Source organism: Sporomusa sp. KB1 (genome assembly GCF_007830295.1).
Classification (GTDB): Bacteria; Bacillota; Negativicutes; order Sporomusales; family Sporomusaceae; genus Sporomusa.
Genome location: NZ_VLKC01000002.1, coordinates 5,071,874 through 5,089,389 on the forward strand (window position 1 = coordinate 5,071,874; position 17,516 = coordinate 5,089,389).

Here is a 17,516-nt window from a genome sequence, read left to right on the forward strand (position 1 = left end):
AAGTATCTTTTTTTATATTCTGTCATTTCTTTCACAATTCCTGCAATATTTTATGGCAACTTATTTTTCATGGTAAGGGTTAGAACAGTTTAATCTACTGCTAACACAAAAAAAAGAAGGTGCTAAAGTATTTTAGTAACAAACTAACAAAGGCCTAGCTTCTTACTGTTAAGAAGTTAAGCCTAATTAATTTATCCTTAGACTACCTTTTTATGCTACTTTTTTAACTCATCCACCAATTTGCGACATTTTCCGAAAAAACTGTGTTGGCTCATCCGGATTTGTCAGGGTATGGCCCTGCGGCTTTTTGGCAATAGTCTGATAAAAAAGTTCGGCAATTTCATCGTCACTGGCACCATTACGTAGCGCAGTCTTAACATCAATCTCCTGATTAGACAATAGACAAGGCTTGAACTTTCCGTCAGCAGTCAGGCGGATCCGGTTGCATACACCACAAAAATGTTCAGAGATTGGGGTAATGAAACCAAATGATCCTTTGGCCTGTGGCAAATTATAGTATTTCGCCGGACCATTGCCGCAAATATCAATAGTGGGCTTTAGCTTTCCCCGCCCGAAACTATTAATCATAGTCTTAATCTCTTCAATACTCGGGCCAGGACCAGTCGCGCTTTCGCCTATCGGCATGTATTCGATAAACCTGACCGATACAGGCTCACGGTGTATAAAGTCAACAAAATAAGCAATATCCTGTTCAGTAATCATATTCGTAAGTACAATATTTAGTTTAACCGGTGTCAGTCCCACCGCCAAAGCGGCTTCAATCCCTTGCAGTGTCTGGACAAGATCGCCGCCGCGGGTAATTTGCCGAAATAGTTTTGGATTAATGGTGTCAAGGCTAATGTTAACACGTGTCAAACCGGCTGCTTTTAACTTTCCGGCCATAGCTGCCAACAGACTACCGTTCGTCGTCATTGATATATCCGTAATGGTTTGTAATGCGGTAATATCGCGGATAAATTGGATAATGCCTTTACGAATAAGCGGTTCGCCACCGGTCAAACGGATTTTCTTTACTCCGTGATTGCTAAGAATTCTTATAATCCGTAAAAATTCTTCATATGACAGAATTTCGTCATGACTGAGCATTTTTACACCCTGTGCCGGCATACAATAAGCGCAACGAAAATTACATCGGTCAGTTACAGAAACCCGCAAATATTGGATTTGTCGGTTATAGCTGTCAAACATACCACTCACGCCTTTGCTGTTTACTTATTTAGTACCCTTACTTCTAGAAAATCGGCCAAAGCACTAGGATCATCAAGTGCAAAATGTGGTATTGTCTCATATACAATAATATCCGAAACCACGGCCAAAAGTTCTGGTTTCACGCCAAGTGGGGCATTAATGTTCCCTTGGCGATATACTTCAATTTTACACTTTGCTTCCTGCTTATACCCTTCGGTAAAAATGATATCCACATTGTCTATGTAACCAGCGACCTGGTCAAGCGACAGTTCTTGATCAGTCTTTTTAATCATGGCCATTTTATGTGGTGAAGCCAAACACACTACATCAGCACCGGCCTCTGCATGCCGCCAGGTATCTTTGCCTGGCTTATCTATCTCAAAGTCATTGTGATGATGCTTAATAACTGCAACTTTATAGCCCCGTCGCTTGCATTCAGTAACTAATTTCTCCAAATATGTTGTTTTTCCACTATTTGATCGCCCTACTACAGATATTATAGGAATCATTATTCTCTCCTTAAAAAGTGATTTTTAAAGCAACTTAATTATCAGCAAAAACCGATCAATTACTCTATATTATGAAAAGTTCTTCATCAGACCCAATTAACCTTCCTCTAAAATCATTATTTACAAATTTTTCTCACAATAACAGTTTATCATAAAGGAAGAGTGGAGGTATTGCCTATTCCTCTACCTATTAGGAACCCTAGACAAAGTATGACCATATCAACTAAATATATATACAAAAAACGTCCGTGGCAAATTTTTCATTGACACGGACGTTTTTTACAGTTTTTTAACCATAGCAATCTCATCACAATTAGGGAACTTAGGACAATTAATGCACTCTTTCCACATCTTATGAGGCACGCTCTCTTTTGGTACTTCTTCAAAATCCAATTTGGCAAAAAAACCCGGCTGGTAGGTTAAAGCAAACAAGGTTTTAATACCAAGTTCTCTAGCCTCTTCTGTTAAAATCTCAACAATTTTAGTACCTACCCCGGTCTTTATCTTGCTAGGATGGATAGCCAGTGCCCGTATCTCGCCCAGTTCATCCCACACCAAATGCAACGCGGCAATACCAACGATTTGCCCATCTTCTACTGCCAGGATGAATTCCCGCAGACCTTCATACAGGGTATTGCGCGCCCGTGCCAGCATCAACCCCTGTTCAGCATAATCATTAATTAATTTAAGGATGTCTTCCACATCACTAAATTTCGCCTTACGAAAAATCATATTCATTCCCCCAATTCTTTGTATCATTATACATCCAGGGTAATATTTATACAAGATTGCATCAGATTTTAATTTTATTACTCGGACATAGATGATTGAGTGGGCAAACGGTACAGGCTGGGCTGGTTGCCTTACAAATCTTGCGACCATGCCAGATTAACCAGTGATGAGCGTCGCTCCATTTTTCCTTAGGTATCGCCCGCATTAGTTCCTGTTCCACTGCGAGCGGCGTCTCACCAGTTGCTAACTTGAGGCGGTTTGACACCCGAAATACATGGGTATCGACAGCAATCGCCGGCACACCAAACCATTGACTTAGCACGACATTAGCCGTTTTGCGCCCCACCCCCGGTAATTTAATTAATTCATTAAACGTATTCGGTACTTGTCCGTCAAATTCCCGGCACAACATTTCGCAAGTAGCTAGGATATTTTTTGCTTTGCTCCGAAAGAGACCACAATCCCTTATTTCTTTTTCAAGTCCGTTTTGGCCTAATTTAAGAATTTTTTCCGGCGTATTGTAATGAGGAAACATTCGCGCTGTAATAATGTTTACTCTGGTATCAGTACACTGTGCGGATAGAATTACTGCAATCAAAAGTTCAAATGGCGCTGTATACTGCAGCGCTGTGGTAGTATTCTTATAATGTTCTTCCAACAACTCCAGCATTTGCTGCTTAATGGCCTTGGTAATACGCACATCTTTGCCCCCAATCTGAAAGTTACTGCATTAAAGTAAAGTATATAAGTAAATAATGGCTGCGTCAATTTGTTTCGGTTACGGGCGTTGATATACTAGCTAACTTTCCCAGACAGGAAATAACTGCGTACATATATATCATTCTTTTAGTATCTTATTTACATTACCATTAAATTTTATTAATATAATCAAACATGCTTGACACCGCCTTATCGTCTGCTATAATAAATACATGATTTAAAATACTGCACATTAGGTGATTTATTATGATAACCAATGTTAATTTATATACAAACCAATACTTTTATTTTTTTGCTTGGGCCATCTTTTTTGGCGCAGGCTTATTTATGTGGAACAACTTAATACGAAATTTGCCTATGAGGCCTTAACAATTAACAAGCTACGTTGCGAAAGCAAAACCTAAGGCTCATTGAGTCTTAGGTTTTTTTGTTTTCCAGCTGGAAAGGTTAACCTTCGCTGAAAGACTAAGGCTTCTAAAGGACCTGGCACAAGCCAAGTCTTATCTATAAATCTATAAAATTACAGGAGGCGCTATTCATGATTATTGTATTAAATGCTTCGGCTACACCCGAGCAAATTGAAAAGCTAAAACAGGAGTTAGAAACTTACGGTTGCAGTGTTTGGCCTACTTATGGCCAATTTCAGACGATTTTGGGTATTGTAGGTGATACTGGCAAGCTTGACCGCGACTATTTACTGAGTAAAATGTATGTCGAAAAAGTACTGTCTGTACAAGAGCCCTACAAAAAGGCCAATCGAACCTTTCATCCCGAAAACACCGTAATCAAGGTTGGCTCGCAAACAATCGGCGGCAACAAGCTGGCCATCATTGCCGGACCCTGCTCTGTTGAAAGCCGCGAACAAATTGTCGGTATCGCGCAGGATGTTAAAGCCGCTGGAGCTGGCTTTCTGCGAGGCGGTGCCTTCAAACCACGTTCTTCACCGTATAGCTTCCAGGGGCTGCAGGCTGAGGGACTTGAGCTGTTAAAACAAGCCAAACAAGCGACTGGTCTGCCCATTGTTACTGAGATTATGTCGATATCTCAGTTGGAACAATATCACGAGGATATTGACGTTATCCAAATTGGCGCACGCAATATGCAAAATTTCGATCTTTTAAAAGCAGCCGGTCAAATTACTAAACCCATCTTGCTTAAACGGGGTTTAAGTGCAACTATCGAAGAACTTTTAATGTCTGCCGAATATATTCTGGCTGGCGGTAACGAAAATGTAATCTTATGCGAACGCGGCATCCGTACTTTTGAAACCTATACTCGTAATACTCTTGATCTCAGTGCCGTACTGGCTATCAAAAGACTCAGTCATTTGCCGGTCATCGTTGACCCCAGTCATGCGGCCGGACTGTGGTGGATGGTGGAATCCCTGTCTAAGGCCGCTGTAGCCGTAGGCGCTGACGGGGTCATCATTGAGGTTCACCAAGATCCAAGCAATGCCAAATGCGACGGCCAGCAATCCATAAAACCTGAACGATTTGCCGCACTTATGAATTCCCTGCGGGAAATTGCCCGCATTGATAATCGCACTGTGTAAAAAAGGCGAGCTAAGTTCGTAACCCCCCGGCCTTTGCCGGAAAAAGCGTTCCGCAGGAGAAAATCCGGGCGATATTCCGTTAAAAAATCCGTACTGTTTGAGCGTAGCGAGTTTACGGATTTTAGGAATATCGCCCGGATTTTCAGCTTTTGGAGGCTTGGGGCCTAGACCTTTTGTTACTTTTGTGGCAATGACAAAAGTAAACCCCGCTCCTTGTATTCCATTGACTCAACGTAAGACAAAGGACCGTTAGCGGTATTCATAGCAGACTAACCCAAAACTTCTTGAACCCTGCCAACCGTGCCGTCGGTTAACCGGACTTTAATGCCCCGATGATGTACAGCGCTGCTTGTTAAAATATCTTTGACTATCCCTTCAGTTAACTGTCCTGTCCGCTGGTGCGGTTTTTGCACAATTTTTACTTTCGCACCTGGGGTAATATTTTTCCGTTGTGTTCCGTCCATTACTGTATTCTCCTCCTTCCTGTTTATTACCCTTGCGGCGATTGCTGCAAAAATTCTAGTAATGTCTTATCACCGATATACAGCTGCTCAATAACTCCATAACCGTCTTTAATACGAACAACTGCCACACTTGTTTGTTTACCTGCACTTTCGCGATAAGCAGCTTCAGCCGCAGGAGCCAGATCTTCCGGCAAATAATACCGCGTAAATGGTAAGCTAACATAAATTGTATTTTGCCCGTTCGCATAGGCTTTCGCTTTTACGTAGTAACCTGTTTCCGGACAAGTTACACTCACCCCGCTGATATAAGCTTTGCCTTCTGCATTCTCACTAATAATAGCATATACCAGCTGTCCTGCAACCAAGTCGGCATTATTACTGCGAGGAGCTGTGGTTTCTTTAAACCGCAGCTCAACATATCGCCCCTTAAACGCATCATAGGGGTCAACCGGGGCCGTCTGCCAGTAAAACTGCCGGCCAGTCTGCAATACGTCCTCCCAGCGCCAAGCCATAAAGAGTGGTACAGCTGCCTGCAAAAGAGCGACAATGATAAATAAGCCTAGCAGCCATTTTCTATTTTTCATGCTGCCACCCCGCTTTGCGGCGCAGTAAAACAATATTTGCCACAAGAAAACCCAGACCTACCAAAACAAATACTATGCCGCGCACAACAAAACTTACATCAATATCGAAAAAACGAGCAACAATCAGCGCTACGATCAGCAGCATACCCAAATTTACGACGCCAATACTCTGGTTACGCACTCCTGTGGCCATAATGCTGATACTCAGCCACAACAGGTAACCATTTAAAATGATGGTTGCGCCAGTACCACTGACATCGTAAAACTGAATTAAGTATGCGACTCCAATTACACAGGGTATCAGCGAAAAACGCCTGAAATCCTGCTCGCTGCGATTGCGCAAAAGAATAGTACCGCCTGTCACCATGATTAGCAGCACAGCAGCTAATCCATAAGCCGGCAATGACTCTGAGCGCCAACCTGATGCCATATGCCGCCAAACATCATTAAACGTTAAAATAAAGGTTAACCCGATACTCCCTGTCAAGCCTACCGTTTTGAAAGGCAGGCGCCAATTGTATTCTCCCTGATTAGACCATACTACTCCAATCAGATAGGTTATGGCAAATAGCGCACTATATATGAGCAGCCCCAGCCAATCCAGATAATTTGAAAAAGCTGCCCCAAAAATAAAATAAAAACAAATAGTTACCACCCAGGATAAAATGACTGTAGTATTGGCCTGACGGCAGTTGACAAGCATTCCCCGGCAATAGGGCAGTGCTAAACCGAATAATACCCAAATAAATTGCTTACTTAAGCCATACTGACCGCCGCTCCAAGCAGTTATTCCGATAAAATATAATGCAGCTGCCACTGCGGAATTCATCAGATACAGCAGCGGCAGGGACAGCAGCATCCAGGTGAGCATAAAAGCATCCATATCCTCCACCAGATGGTAGGTCTGCCCCACCAATGCCAAGGCGGCACCAACCATCAGCATTAGCAAGGTTGCCGCCGCCTCGCGCCATGCCCTGCTGTTTTGCTTAAACCACAGTACGCTGCCAGCTACAATTTGCGCAGTTACAAGCAGCCCAACCGAAATCATGAGTCGATGCAGCTTGGTTAATTGCGCCCAGTTATGGGCTAAAATCAAAATAATACCAAGCCCCACCAGGAGCGCACCAATGATACCAAAGACCAGCATAAAGGTCCTGTTACCTGTGTTTTCAGTTATAGACCCATAATGCTCTTTTAGCTTATCGGCGCTTTCCGGCGGAATAATGCCCTTAGCAACAAGTTCTGGCAATTGCTGGTATAACCATACTATTGCTTTCTTATTCATCATCGGTAATTTTCTTACCCCCTCTACGCTTTGCCTGCCGCAGAAAAATGCTTACATAAAACCGCCTTGATGGCACCGTAGCTCACGCCATCAGGCAGGGCCTCCTTAAGTGGTCTCAATTGGCCTGTGCCAATTTCTTTTATCGTGGCAATAATAAGTTCTTCATACTGGGTGGGAATAAGTCTGTCCCAGTCAACAGCATGCCCCTCCTGCGCGCAACGTACCAGATGATTTTGCAGTGTGTTAACCGTTAAATCCCGCGACTTGGCAATGTCCTCTAAGTCAAGGCCTTGCTGATACATAGCCAGAGTTACAATATGGCTGGGTTCAGAATCTGCCTTGCTGCTCTTTTGGGCTGTCACCTTTTTGGTTGGCGCCGAAACAGCAGCCACCTCTGCATAACTTGCTGCAGCAACGTTTTCTGCCAGATAGGCAGTAATTATCCCCAGAAATTCTCCGCCATATTTTTGCAATTTAAGCTCACCAACGCCCTTGATTTGGCGCATAGCAATTAAGTCTGCCGGTCGCTGCTGGCTCATCTCCCGCAGAGTGGTGTCAGCAAACACAACAAATGGTGGTATATTCTCCCGCTCAGAGATGCGTTTACGACACTGCCGCAGCAGTTCAAATAGGGAATCGTCCTGCACTGGCTGACGTTCAGTAAATACCTTTTGCCAAACTCTGGCCTCGCTGCGCAACACTAAAAACGCTTCCGGTTCTAATTTTACTACCGGATATTCACTCTCAGTCAAACGTAGATACCCTGTGGCCAGCAAGCGTTGTACCAGGGTTTTAATGTCCTGCACAGTACGCTCTGCCATTAAGCCATAGGTCGGCAACTGGTCGAAGCCCAGTTGCTGGACCTTTTTATTTTTAGATCCTTTTAATACATCAGCAATAACCGCAATGCCAAACCGCTCCCGCATGCGGTAAATGCAGGAAAAAACCTTCTGCGCATCAACCGTAATATCGACCTGTTCACCATCGGCCATGCAGTTACCACAATTGCCGCAGCCTTCGTTTGTCGTCGGTTCACCAAAATAATGTAATATATACTGCCGCAGACAATCAGGAGTGTGACAATAATCCACCATCTCCTGCAGTTTCTTTAGTTCATGTTGTTTGCGCTCCGGATGCTCAACCGATTTATCAATCAAAAACCGTTGTAACAGCGGATCTTGCGGCCCGAACAGCAGGATGCATTCTCCCGGTGCGCCATCCCGTCCGCTGCGACCAGCTTCTTGGTAGTAAGACTCCATATTCTTGGGCATATTATAGTGCACTACATAACGTACATTGGATTTGTCGATCCCCATACCAAAAGCATTAGTGGCCACCATAACCCGGATATCATCATAGAGAAATTGTTCCTGCTGGGACATACGCTCCTGATCACTTAACCCGGCATGATACCGCCCAGCAGCAAACCCCTTTTTCCTGAGCAATTCATACAGACTGTCAACTTCTTTGCGGGTAGCTGCATAGATAATACCGGCTTGATTGGCGTTGGCCTTAATATATTTCATAACAAACTGCTGTTTGTTTTCACCGCGTAGGACGGAAAAAGAGAGATTAGGCCGGTCAAACCCTGTTATATGGACTTGTGGCCACCGTAAGGCCAGCAAGTTCTCAATGTCATTTTTTACCTCAGGGGTGGCAGTAGCCGTAAAAGCACCAATTACCGGCCTTTCAGGCAAACTGGCAATAAACGTACCCACATTTCGATAGCTTGGACGAAAGTCATGGCCCCATTGCGAAACACAGTGGGCTTCATCAATAGCCAGCATACTTATTTTAAGTTCACCAACCGCCGCTTGGAACCAGTCGGCAGTCAGCCGTTCAGGCGCCACATAGACCAGTTTGTAACGGCCGGCGCGCATATACTGCAACCGTCGCCCAGCCTCTGCACCTGTCAGCGAGCTGTTAATAAAAGTAGCAGGTATCCCCTGCCCAGCTAACGCATCCACCTGATCCTTCATAAGCGAAATAAGCGGCGAAACCACCAAGGTAATGCCAGGCAGCAGCATCGCCGGAATCTGAAAGCATAACGATTTACCTGCCCCAGTCGGCATTATGGCTACCGTGTCCTTACCGCCAAGCAGACTACCAATGACCTTAGCCTGCCCTGGCCGAAATTCGTCGTAACCGTAATATTTTTTTAATATTTCCCGAGCTTTTGTTAACATTTATTTATCTCCAGTTTTAAATTGATGTAGTTGTTAAAAGATACCTGAAGCCCAAATTGTCTCAATTTCGGTTTAATCCAACAACCTACATTCTATAATAGCACATCTAATTTGAAAAGTTTATTTTAACCTTGCAATTACATAGTATCTTTTTTATGAAAAAATACGCAAAAACAAACATTTCAAAATGAAAAAAGATACACGATAAACCAGTTCGGGCAGTAAATCACAAAAAAGTCCCCTGTTGAGCCTGTTGAGGGACTTTTTTTTGGTGATGGTTACTATGCATGCTTTAATGGTGTCTGTTTTATGGTGGTTTCTACTAGGCAGCTCACCTTACGGTTTGCTCGGCGTGAGAAATTATGCGACAAAGATTACTATTCATAGCAGCAAAAGCCTCTGATTTTTGCACAGCGTCATTAAGCACGGCGCGCGCCTCTTCTAGTTTTCCGTTTTCATAAAGAAGCACTGCCAGATCATAGTAAGTATCCATGTAGTCTGCCTCTGCCAAATGTGTTGATTTTTTCAACAAACCAATACCTTCCTCCAATTCGCCAAGCTTTGCGCGCGACAGGCCCAAGCCTTTATAGGCATAGGCGTTCTGTGGGTCTATAGCTAAAACTTTTTCATTGGCTTGACAAGCTTCTTTATAATTCCCCAGCATAAAATTAGTATAACCATAGTAATTTAGCGCATCAATATCGTGGGGATTTTTTTCGATTACTTTTGCCATCAGAATTTCAGCCAATTGCCAATTTCCTTTGTGAGCAAACTTTTTTCCCAGCGATGCAAGCTCAGCTTCGCTTATTTCTTGCACCCTTGCAACAGCTTTATTTATTGCAGCATTGTACGAACAATACGTATTTTCAGAATAGATACCCCCATTTAAAGTTAGTCGGGTATTAGGGCAGCCGCCTAAACAGGTATCACCATATTGACAGATACGACATAACCCTGCTAAGGATTCTTTCTTCAGTTTACGGCTCCATTGAAAATGTTCCTTATCATTCCAGATGTCAGTAAGAGAAGTTGTACGTATGTTCCCTTCAATAAATTGCCTGTCTCTTATCGAAGTACAGCCCAAAATATCACCATTATGCAAAATACCAAAACTGCGCTTGCCGGCAGTACATCCTTCCCACTTCAAAGTAGTGGAAGAACGGTACGCCTTGCTGCGGACTTGTATTTCTTTTTGATTATAATAACCAATACAATCAGCCGGATAGATGCTAATCCCTGAATCATTACTAGTTTCAAAAGAAAAATCAATAATTTTATCGATATCGTCCGGTTGAATTAGCATATCATTCTGATTTGAAAAATTCCCCATTGGTAAACCAATCTGAATTTGCCAAACAGTTACGCCTTTACTAATGAGTATATCCCGTACTGCTTGTAATTCCGGAAGATTTTTTTTGCTAATGGTTGTAATAATTCCAGCAGTCATTTGCTTTTTTTTCAGTAAATCCAATGCCGCCATAATTTGGTCAAAGGATCCTTCTTTACGCATAAAATCATGGGTTTCCTTCAAACCATCAAGACTGATTGCAAAAGTGCCGATCCCACTGGCTTTTGCCATATCAACAGTATCTTCTGTGACCATCCAGGCATTGGTAATGATATCGGGGATTACATTATTTTGGCGAAGTCGTTGCGCCAGTAAAGGCCAATCCTTTCTCGTCAACGGTTCACCACCAGAAAGAGTAATCCATTTTAAACCAAGCGCCCCAATCTCATCGCAAAGACCCAAGGCTTCCTCTGTGTTTAATTCATCAGGCAACGGTTCTTTGCAGCTTGAACCGCAATGCTTGCACCGCATATTGCAGCCCATGGTAATTTCCCAAACAGCAGTTACTGGTTTGTATTCCAAATTGAAAACCCCTTCCTGGTTTTATCTTAGTACGTGAGTCAAGACTTCCGCCTCTACAGGCGGCGTTAATTCAGGTGGAGTAGACTCTCCACCTGAATCCCCAATGGTTCAGCTATGCTGAAACGAGTTCACTCTCCTAGTGCACGCTGTTTTACATATAATTCTACATATGAGAAAAAAATCCTGTTATTTTTAACATATATTGCTAAATTATTTATTTTTTTGAAAAATACAATATAAGGATATCTGAGATAGTAGGCAATAAAAATAGGCTTGTCCAAAAGAGGTTTTAAAAACCCTTTTTGAAAACAAAGCCTTTTTATCAACCTTAGTAGATAATAAATCCGGTTATTTTATCCGCTCAGCTTACAGCCAGCTGCCCCATACCTCAGGACAATACCCCACTGTGGCCTTAGCACCATTGCGCACTACCGGCGTTCGTAATAGCAGCGGATGCTCCAGCAGCACCTCTTCCACATTGTGTACCAGATATTTTAAATTGCGTTTGGCATATTCCTTACCGGTTTTATCAATCAGATTTTCCAGCCCACCGACAGCTGCCCTTACTCTGTCTAGTTCCCCTTTGCTTAAGCCCTTTATGGTTAAATCAATAAACTGAAATGGTAGCTTACGTTCTTTAAAATACCGTTCCGCTTTCTTCGTATCCTGGCATTTTTTGGTGCCAAATATCTGTATATTCATCGCCTTCCAACCAGCTCCTTTGTTGCCATTAGTTTGCGAACTGATCCACCAGTTCATTAAGATAGGTCCAGCGCTCAAGCAGTTCATCAAGCCTGGATTCCAGCTCCTGCTGCCTGTCGGTAAGCTTCTGCAGCAGTTCGAAGTCACTGCCTGCAGTATTAATGCCTGCCGCTACCTGAGCCAGCTCCTGCTCAACGCTGGTGATTACCTCTTCAATCTGGTCATATTCCCGCTGTTCTTTGAAAGACAGCTTGCGGGGCCGTTCTTTAGGTTTGTCCTGCACTGTTGGTTTCTTATCTGCTGCACCTTTGCTTTTATCAGCATTTTCAGTTTCCTGCACACTGATTTTGTCCTGATAATCTGAATAGTTGCCAGGATATTGTGTAATTTTGCCCTGGCCCTCAAAAACAAATAGTTTTTCAACAACCCTGTCGAGAAAATATCTGTCATGAGAAACCACAATCACCGCACCGGGAAAGTCTTCCAGATAGTCTTCCAGAATGCTTAGGGTCTGCACATCCAGGTCATTGGTGGGTTCATCCAACAAGAGCACATTCGGGGCGCTTATAAGAATCCGGAGCAAAAACAAACGACGCTTTTCCCCGCCTGACAGCTTGGCAATCGGTGTCCATTGCAGGCTGGGCGGAAAGAGGAATCGTTCCAGAAGCTGTCCGGCGCTTATCGTACCACCATCAGCGGTAGGTAAAAAGTGAGCTTCTTCCTTGATATATTCAATCACCCGCAAATCTTGGTTCATTTCGCTGCTTTCCTGCGAAAAATAGCCGATTTTAACAGTCTGACCAATCTCCACCTGCCCACTATCAGCAGTCAACCTCCCGGTAATCAGGTTGAGCAAGGTGGATTTGCCGCTGCCATTGGGTCCGGTAATACCTACTCTGTCATTTTTGAGTACAATATAATTAAAGTCCTGAATTAGCGTTTTGCCGTCAAATTCTTGGTTAATATGCTCCAGTTCGATAATCTTACGCCCCAACCGGCTGGCCCCGACAGTAATTTCCAATTGTCCGCTTGCTGATTCAGGCGTTTGGGCACTTAGTTCCTCAAACCGTTCAATTCTGGCCTTTTGCTTAGTACTGCGGGCCTGCGCACCCCGCCTTATCCAGGCCAGCTCATTTCTCAGGATATTCTGGCGCTTACGCTCGCTGGCTTCCTGTTGTTCTTCCCGCTCCGCCTTAGATTCCAAAAACTGGCTGTAGTTCCCCAGATAGGTATACAGGTTACCCTTATCCAGTTCGATAATCCGGTTTGTCACTCTGTCCAGAAAGTAGCGATCATGGGTAATCATCAGCAGTGCCCCCTTACGTTTGGCCAGGTATTGTTCCAACCAGGCCACCGTCTGGTTATCAATATGATTGGTAGGTTCATCAAGGATTAAGAGGTCTGCAGGATTAATGAGCGCACTGGCTAACGCGATTCGTTTGCGCTGTCCGCCGGACAAGGTGCTGACAATAGCTGCAAAATCAAAAATTCCCAGTTTTGTAAGAACTGTTTTAGCATCACTTTCCAATTGCCAGGCATTGCTGGCATCCATTTGTTGGCTTAATGCAATAAGCCGTTTTTGCCCCGCCTCATCTGCCGGACAATTCTGCGCCTGCAGCAAAACCTGTTCGTATTCCCGCAGCACCTGCATCACTGGCGAATGGCCTTTGAAAACCTGTTCCAGCACAGTAGCATTCGCATCAAATTTTGGGTTTTGCGGCAAATATTCGATCTGCAGGCTGTTACCTGTCGTTATTTTACCAGCATCGGCTGTATCCACGCCGGCAATAACCTTCAAAAAGGTTGATTTACCTGTGCCATTGACGCCAATCAAACCAATTTTATCGCCCTCGTCAATGCCAAAGGTAACTTGTCTGAATAAGACTTTCTCGCCGTAGCTTTTCGTCACATTCTCTAGAGATAGTAAGTTCATGTTCTAGTCCTTTTCGTCATTTTTATTTATTTTAACATAAACATCAGCTTTATTGAAGAAATACTCTTTACTTTAATGGAAAATAGTAGTATATTAGATTATTACTCAACACTGTATACCCTTAGTTTTGCTTGCACAAACTGAAATAACAGCTATTTATCTTAGTACGTGAGTCAAGACTCCCGCCTCTACAGGCGGCGTTAATTCAGGTGGAGTAGACTCTCCACCTGAATCCCCAATGGTTCAGCTATGCTGAAACGAGTTCACTTGGAAAAGAAAGGTGTTTTATTAATGGCAACAAATTTCTCAGCCCTGGGTATTCGCCCTGAGCTGACTCAATTTTTAAAACAAGCTGGTATTATCCAGCCTACTCCAGTCCAGATACAAACTATTCCGGTGGTACTGGCAGGCAAAGATGTCATTGCTCAGTCACAGACAGGCACCGGCAAGACGCTGGCGTTTTTACTGCCTATTTTAGAAAAAATAAGAACCTCGGCCCCGCATGTACAAGCCTTAATTGTCACCCCTACCAGGGAATTAACTATGCAAATCAGGGATGAAGCCGTAAAACTGGCAAATGTGCTGGATAGTAACGTATTAGCCGTTTATGGCGGTCAGGATGTGGATGAACAAATTCGCAAACTCCGCGGTCAGCCACACCTTGTTATCGGTACCCCCGGCCGCTTGCTTGATCATGTACGCCGCAAAACACTGGTGCTTTCAGGAGTCTCTAAGCTGGTTTTGGATGAGGCCGATCAAATGCTCCATATGGGCTTTTTAGACGAAGTGGAAGAGGTTATTAAGTTGACCTCCCCCAAACGGCAAACCCTGCTGTTTTCAGCCACCATGCCGCCAAAGGTACGCTCGCTGGCGGCACGCTATATGACCAAACCGGCAGATATTCATATCCAGACGCAAAATATAACCTTAGATGAAATCAAGCAGGTTATGATTGAACTGCCTGAAGCAGGTAAGCTTGACAAACTCTGCGCTATGATTGACGAATATCAACCCTATCTAGCCATTGTCTTCTGTCATACCAAGGAACGGGCCAAGGCTCTCAATACTGCACTCATTCAGCGCGGTTACAAAGCAGACGAACTGCATGGCGACTTGTCCCAGGCCAAACGCGCTCAGGTTATGAAGCGCTTTAGTGAAGCCAGGCTACAGCTCCTGGTTGCCACTGATATTGCCGCCCGCGGCTTGGATATCGAAGGTGTTACTCATGTATTTAGTTATGATATCCCGCACGACACCGAAAGTTATATCCACCGTATCGGACGTACTGGCCGGGCCGGTGAAACCGGGACAGCCATCACCTTCATTGTTCCCGGTGAACATATGTATTTGCGTTTAATTGAACAAGGTATCGGTTCAACGATTGAAAAATATAAGGCCAATGGACAAAGAGTAATTAAAAATGCCACCAAAAAAACCCCTGCCGCTGCGCCTAAGAGATTCATGGAAAAACCAGTGGCCGACAAAAAGACTGCTGATAAAAAAACTGACAGTCATGGCGGCAATAATTTAAGAAGCCGTCGCAAACCGAAACCCGCCAGCACCAAGACCTATGGTGCCAAGCGGAAAGTATCCAAGGGCAAGGCGTAATCAGCCTTGCCCTTTTTGTTGCCCTGGTGGTACCGGCATACATTTCATGCCTTCAATTATCTGACGAGACCGTATTTTTTATTTTACCCTCCAATAATTCTTCTGGTTTATTTTCTGCTGTCATTTCTGCCGAGGCGAGCTGAAATTCACTCATGCCATCACCACCTTATACGTTAAATCCGAAGTCATTGGCGAAAGCAATATCCATTACTACTCCATGACGCAATATTTCCAAGTCATTCTTTTCATCATAAGCCACCAAATAATACTGCTTGGAATTATCATACTGTTTATTCTTAAAATTGAACCGCAGCCGGAAAATTCTCTTTTGCGGGTCAACATCCTGTTTATCCGCCAAATACATGCACTCACTGGAGATTTTCTCATTATCCTCGGAAATAAAGAACAGCTTGTAACTGGTTGCTTTCACCACATCACTGACCGGTTCTGATTGAATGAAGTCGAGAGAAGCAATCAGATTCGTGATTTTCTGCACCATGCTCACCAGCGAAATCTGGGCCGTTCGGGTTTCCATATGGTATTTTTCGGTCCGAACATCAATAACCGGAACAATCATTTCCTGTGGCGAGGAACCGCCATGGACATAATTCTGACCGCCACCGGGAACCTTGAATACGTGGGAGTTGATCGGGAATGATACGCTTCTTTTGTCGTCATTTTCCAGCACCGTACCTAATGAGAAAGATGCCACGCCATCATCTGCAATCGCCATATCAGAGATCATAAAGCGGCGATTCATAAAGTTACCCTTTCCGGCAATTCCGCTAATTTTATTACTCTCACTCAGTTTATCACGCTTATAAATAAATCCATGATCCGCCGTAACGATAAAGTGATAGGTATTGGCGCTAACAGACAACCGTTTGATCAGATCATAGATTTCTTCGACCGCTTCCTCGCAGGCAGTAAAGACTTCATGTTCAGTATTGGGCTTGTCGCCCCGGGCATCAATCTGGTTGTGATACACATAGATCGATTCCATATCATCCGGGCAGAAATAATTGGCCGCGCCTATAAGGTTAAAAGCGCTGGACAGCATCTGATACTGCGTCTTAAACTTCACGCCAAAATGCTTCTTGCTGCGATACTCGCAAATAGCTGGTATATCTAGTCCATTCAGCTTTGCTCCGGTGTTCTCGTTCATCAGTCGCTCCGAAATCCACCGCAAAAAGAAACTGTCCAACACCGCAAAGGTATCACAATCCAGCAGATCTTCCGGTTCGTAACTTTCGAGCGTTGCAGCGACTTTAAATCCAACTGCAATAGTAGTAGAAATTTCGTCATATCGCTCACGATACAATATGTTATTCATCAAGTTGTCCATAAAGGCAATAATATTGCCGGACTTGTAGGACACGAAACTGCGCCAGCTTACAGGCACTTCACTTTTCAGATATCTGGCGGTATAGGTTACGAACATGCTCACGACAAGCTTTTCCAGCGTTGGTTTCACATCGGTATAACCGAACTGTTCCTCACAAAGCCGCCAAAACGCAGGCAACAGATCATACTTTGTCAATTCGGCCAGGAACTTATTGTCTTCAAAACTATCCTCCGTCATAACCACACGCAGCAGCTCATCGAAGGAAGCGGTGCGAGTTTTGCAGAGCACACTCATTAGGGCGACTTCAATACTTTCCCTTGTAAAATTTTCAATCTCCAGATCATAGAACTTCTGCGTCCGATCCTTAGCGCCGAAGAATTTAATATACTTCTGAATAACCGGCTTGTACTTTTCATCAATGCCCAAATCCACCGCCAGTAAAGATACGCGGTCGGCAAAGAACTGCTTTGAATACAGCAGCGTGTCCTCCAAATGGTTATCCCGCATCGGCGGCTTCGGAAATGGCGCATAAATCAAATAGCTGGTTTCCTTGTCCAACCGCTCTAAAAAGTATTTGGTATAGAACTGGTTATCTGGTTTCAAATGATAAACCTTAGCATCTGCCAGTTTCAATGTATCAATATCGTCGGCAAACTCTGCCTTTTCATCATACCAGAATACCAGCTTCCGGGTATCGCCAGAGAACTCGGCGTTGAGCTTGTCTGTAATTTGCTTTAAGTTAAGTTCAGGCATTTTTTAGCCTCCGGCTTTTTAATGTTGAGTGTTAAGAGTTGAAAGTTTAGTTTTAAAGTGATCA

The 17,516-nt window shown here is 43.9% G+C and carries 14 protein-coding genes; 2 read left to right on the top strand and 12 right to left on the bottom strand.

Translation table 11 applies throughout. The annotated features are described in order from the left end of the window. Positions 1 to 228 precede the first annotated feature (228 nt). The 4 genes from moaA to nth form a co-directional block, all read right to left on the bottom strand. Entirely contained in the window at positions 229 to 1,209 is a 981-nt protein-coding gene (gene moaA / locus SALPA_RS27345; RefSeq protein ID WP_145101481.1) for a GTP 3',8-cyclase MoaA, read from the bottom strand. A 20-nt stretch (positions 1,210 to 1,229) separates the two neighbouring features. Further along, a complete protein-coding gene (mobB, locus tag SALPA_RS27350) occupies positions 1,230 to 1,718 on the bottom strand; it encodes a molybdopterin-guanine dinucleotide biosynthesis protein B (RefSeq protein WP_145101483.1) in 489 nt (162 codons plus the stop codon). Between the two features lie 279 nt (positions 1,719 to 1,997). Further along, entirely contained in the window at positions 1,998 to 2,450 is a 453-nt protein-coding gene (locus SALPA_RS27355; RefSeq protein WP_145101485.1) for an N-acetyltransferase, read from the bottom strand. A 61-nt stretch (positions 2,451 to 2,511) separates the two neighbouring features. Continuing rightward, positions 2,512 to 3,150, bottom strand: coding sequence for an endonuclease III (nth, locus tag SALPA_RS27360; RefSeq protein ID WP_145101487.1), 639 nt, complete (start codon positions 3,148 to 3,150; stop codon positions 2,512 to 2,514). Positions 3,151 to 3,708: 558 nt separating this feature from the next. Between nth and aroF the strand changes: the two genes are divergently transcribed. Beyond that, positions 3,709 to 4,722, top strand: coding sequence for a 3-deoxy-7-phosphoheptulonate synthase (gene aroF, locus SALPA_RS27365; RefSeq protein WP_145101489.1), 1,014 nt, complete (start codon positions 3,709 to 3,711; stop codon positions 4,720 to 4,722). A 269-nt stretch (positions 4,723 to 4,991) separates the two neighbouring features. Here the strand turns inward: aroF and SALPA_RS27370 are convergent, their stop codons facing one another. The 7 genes from SALPA_RS27370 to SALPA_RS27400 all read right to left on the bottom strand — a co-directional run bounded on the left by SALPA_RS27370 (position 4,992) and on the right by SALPA_RS27400 (position 13,746). Next, complete coding sequence (locus tag SALPA_RS27370; protein ID WP_021170223.1) at positions 4,992 to 5,186, bottom strand: YwbE family protein; 195 nt, start codon at positions 5,184 to 5,186, stop codon at positions 4,992 to 4,994. A 26-nt stretch (positions 5,187 to 5,212) separates the two neighbouring features. After that, a complete protein-coding gene (locus tag SALPA_RS27375) occupies positions 5,213 to 5,770 on the bottom strand; it encodes a GDYXXLXY domain-containing protein (RefSeq protein WP_145101491.1) in 558 nt (185 codons plus the stop codon). Beyond that, on the bottom strand, positions 5,760 to 7,058 hold the full coding sequence (locus tag SALPA_RS27380) for a DUF2157 domain-containing protein (protein WP_145101493.1): 1,299 nt from the start codon (positions 7,056 to 7,058) through the stop codon (positions 5,760 to 5,762). The genes SALPA_RS27375 and SALPA_RS27380 overlap by 11 nt, the downstream gene beginning before the upstream one ends. Positions 7,059 to 7,078: 20 nt before the next feature. Further along, positions 7,079 to 9,241 (bottom strand): DNA helicase RecQ, encoded by a 2,163-nt coding sequence (recQ, locus tag SALPA_RS27385; protein WP_145101495.1) that lies wholly within the window; start codon positions 9,239 to 9,241, stop codon positions 7,079 to 7,081. A 331-nt stretch (positions 9,242 to 9,572) separates the two neighbouring features. Next, entirely contained in the window at positions 9,573 to 11,111 is a 1,539-nt protein-coding gene (locus SALPA_RS27390) for a radical SAM/SPASM domain-containing protein (RefSeq protein WP_222428140.1), read from the bottom strand. Positions 11,112 to 11,477: 366 nt separating this feature from the next. Then, complete coding sequence (locus SALPA_RS27395; RefSeq protein ID WP_145101497.1) at positions 11,478 to 11,813, bottom strand: arsenate reductase family protein; 336 nt, start codon at positions 11,811 to 11,813, stop codon at positions 11,478 to 11,480. A 28-nt stretch (positions 11,814 to 11,841) separates the two neighbouring features. Next, complete coding sequence (locus tag SALPA_RS27400) at positions 11,842 to 13,746, bottom strand: ABC-F family ATP-binding cassette domain-containing protein (protein ID WP_145101499.1); 1,905 nt, start codon at positions 13,744 to 13,746, stop codon at positions 11,842 to 11,844. A gap of 291 nt (positions 13,747 to 14,037) precedes the next feature. Between SALPA_RS27400 and SALPA_RS27405 the strand changes: the two genes are divergently transcribed. Further along, positions 14,038 to 15,354, top strand: coding sequence for a DEAD/DEAH box helicase (locus SALPA_RS27405; protein WP_145101501.1), 1,317 nt, complete (start codon positions 14,038 to 14,040; stop codon positions 15,352 to 15,354). Between the two features lie 166 nt (positions 15,355 to 15,520). Here SALPA_RS27405 and SALPA_RS27410 read toward each other — a convergent pair whose 3' ends face one another. Beyond that, positions 15,521 to 17,452 carry a PglZ domain-containing protein gene (locus SALPA_RS27410; protein ID WP_145101503.1) on the bottom strand — a complete coding sequence of 644 codons (1,932 nt, stop codon included), beginning with the start codon at positions 17,450 to 17,452 and terminating at the stop codon, positions 15,521 to 15,523. Positions 17,453 to 17,516 lie beyond the last annotated feature (64 nt).

Coding starts and splice junctions, on each gene's coding strand:
- moaA (WP_145101481.1), bottom strand. CDS start 1,209: ATGTTTGACAGCTATAACCGACAAATCCAATATTTGCGGGTTTCTGTA.
- mobB (WP_145101483.1), bottom strand. CDS start 1,718: ATGATTCCTATAATATCTGTAGTAGGGCGATCAAATAGTGGAAAAACA.
- SALPA_RS27355 (WP_145101485.1), bottom strand. CDS start 2,450: ATGATTTTTCGTAAGGCGAAATTTAGTGATGTGGAAGACATCCTTAAA.
- aroF (WP_145101489.1), top strand. CDS start 3,709: ATGATTATTGTATTAAATGCTTCGGCTACACCCGAGCAAATTGAAAAG.
- SALPA_RS27370 (WP_021170223.1), bottom strand. CDS start 5,186: ATGGACGGAACACAACGGAAAAATATTACCCCAGGTGCGAAAGTAAAA.
- SALPA_RS27375 (WP_145101491.1), bottom strand. CDS start 5,770: ATGAAAAATAGAAAATGGCTGCTAGGCTTATTTATCATTGTCGCTCTT.
- SALPA_RS27380 (WP_145101493.1), bottom strand. CDS start 7,058: ATGATGAATAAGAAAGCAATAGTATGGTTATACCAGCAATTGCCAGAA.
- recQ (WP_145101495.1), bottom strand. CDS start 9,241: ATGTTAACAAAAGCTCGGGAAATATTAAAAAAATATTACGGTTACGAC.
- SALPA_RS27395 (WP_145101497.1), bottom strand. CDS start 11,813: ATGAATATACAGATATTTGGCACCAAAAAATGCCAGGATACGAAGAAA.
- SALPA_RS27400 (WP_145101499.1), bottom strand. CDS start 13,746: ATGAACTTACTATCTCTAGAGAATGTGACGAAAAGCTACGGCGAGAAA.
- SALPA_RS27405 (WP_145101501.1), top strand. CDS start 14,038: ATGGCAACAAATTTCTCAGCCCTGGGTATTCGCCCTGAGCTGACTCAA.
- SALPA_RS27410 (WP_145101503.1), bottom strand. CDS start 17,452: ATGCCTGAACTTAACTTAAAGCAAATTACAGACAAGCTCAACGCCGAG.